The 1,195-nt window shown below is 55.6% G+C and carries 1 rRNA gene; it reads left to right on the plus strand.

The features are described 5' to 3' along the window. Nucleotides 1-1,174 (plus strand): 23S ribosomal RNA (locus AB0E02_RS39270); the annotation flags it as partial. Between the last annotated feature and the right edge of the window lie 21 nt (nucleotides 1,175-1,195).

A 1,195-nucleotide genomic window follows, 5' to 3' on the forward strand; every position in this document is an offset into this window, starting at 1 on the left:
CTGAGCTGGGGGTGGCCGCAGAGACCAGCGAGAAGCGACTGTTTACTAAAAACACAGGTCCGTGCGAAGCCGTAAGGCGATGTATACGGACTGACGCCTGCCCGGTGCTGGAACGTTAAGGGGACCGGTTAGTCATGATTCGTCATGGCGAAGCTGAGAACTTAAGCGCCAGTAAACGGCGGTGGTAACTATAACCATCCTAAGGTAGCGAAATTCCTTGTCGGGTAAGTTCCGACCTGCACGAATGGCGTAACGACTTCTCGACTGTCTCAACCATAGGCCCGGTGAAATTGCATTACGAGTAAAGATGCTCGTTTCGCGCAGCAGGACGGAAAGACCCCGGGACCTTTACTATAGCTTGATATTGGTGTTCGGTTCGGCTTGTGTAGGATAGGTGGGAGACTGTGAAGCATCAACGCCAGTTGGTGTGGAGTCATTGTTGAAATACCACTCTGGTCGTGCTGGATGTCTAACCTGGGTCCGTGATCCGGATCAGGGACAGTGTCTGGTGGGTAGTTTAACTGGGGCGGTTGCCTCCTAAAGGGTAACGGAGGCGCCCAAAGGTTCCCTCAGCCTGGTTGGCAATCAGGTGTTGAGTGTAAGTGCACAAGGGAGCTTGACTGTGAGACTGACGGGTCGAGCAGGTACGAAAGTAGGGACTAGTGATCCGGCGGTGGCTTGTGGAAGCGCCGTCGCTCAACGGATAAAAGGTACCCCGGGGATAACAGGCTGATCTTCCCCAAGAGTCCATATCGACGGGATGGTTTGGCACCTCGATGTCGGCTCGTCGCATCCTGGGGCTGGAGTCGGTCCCAAGGGTTGGGCTGTTCGCCCATTAAAGCGGTACGCGAGCTGGGTTTAGAACGTCGTGAGACAGTTCGGTCCCTATCCGCTGTGCGCGTAGGAGTCTTGAGAAGGGCTGTCCCTAGTACGAGAGGACCGGGACGGACGAACCTCTGGTGTGCCAGTTGTCCTGCCAAGGGCATGGCTGGTTGGCTACGTTCGGAAAGGATAACCGCTGAAAGCATCTAAGCGGGAAGCCTGCTTCGAGATGAGGGCTCCCTCCCACTTGATGGGGTAAGGCTCCCAGTAGACGACTGGGTTGATAGGCCAGATATGGAAGCGCCGTAAGGTGTGGAGTTGACTGGTACTAATAGGCCGAGGGCTTGTCCTCAGTTGCTCGCGTCCACTGTGT

The sequence above is a fragment of the Streptomyces sp. NPDC048196 genome, from assembly GCF_040652715.1.
Lineage (GTDB): Bacteria > Actinomycetota > Actinomycetes > Streptomycetales > Streptomycetaceae > Streptomyces > Streptomyces siderophoricus.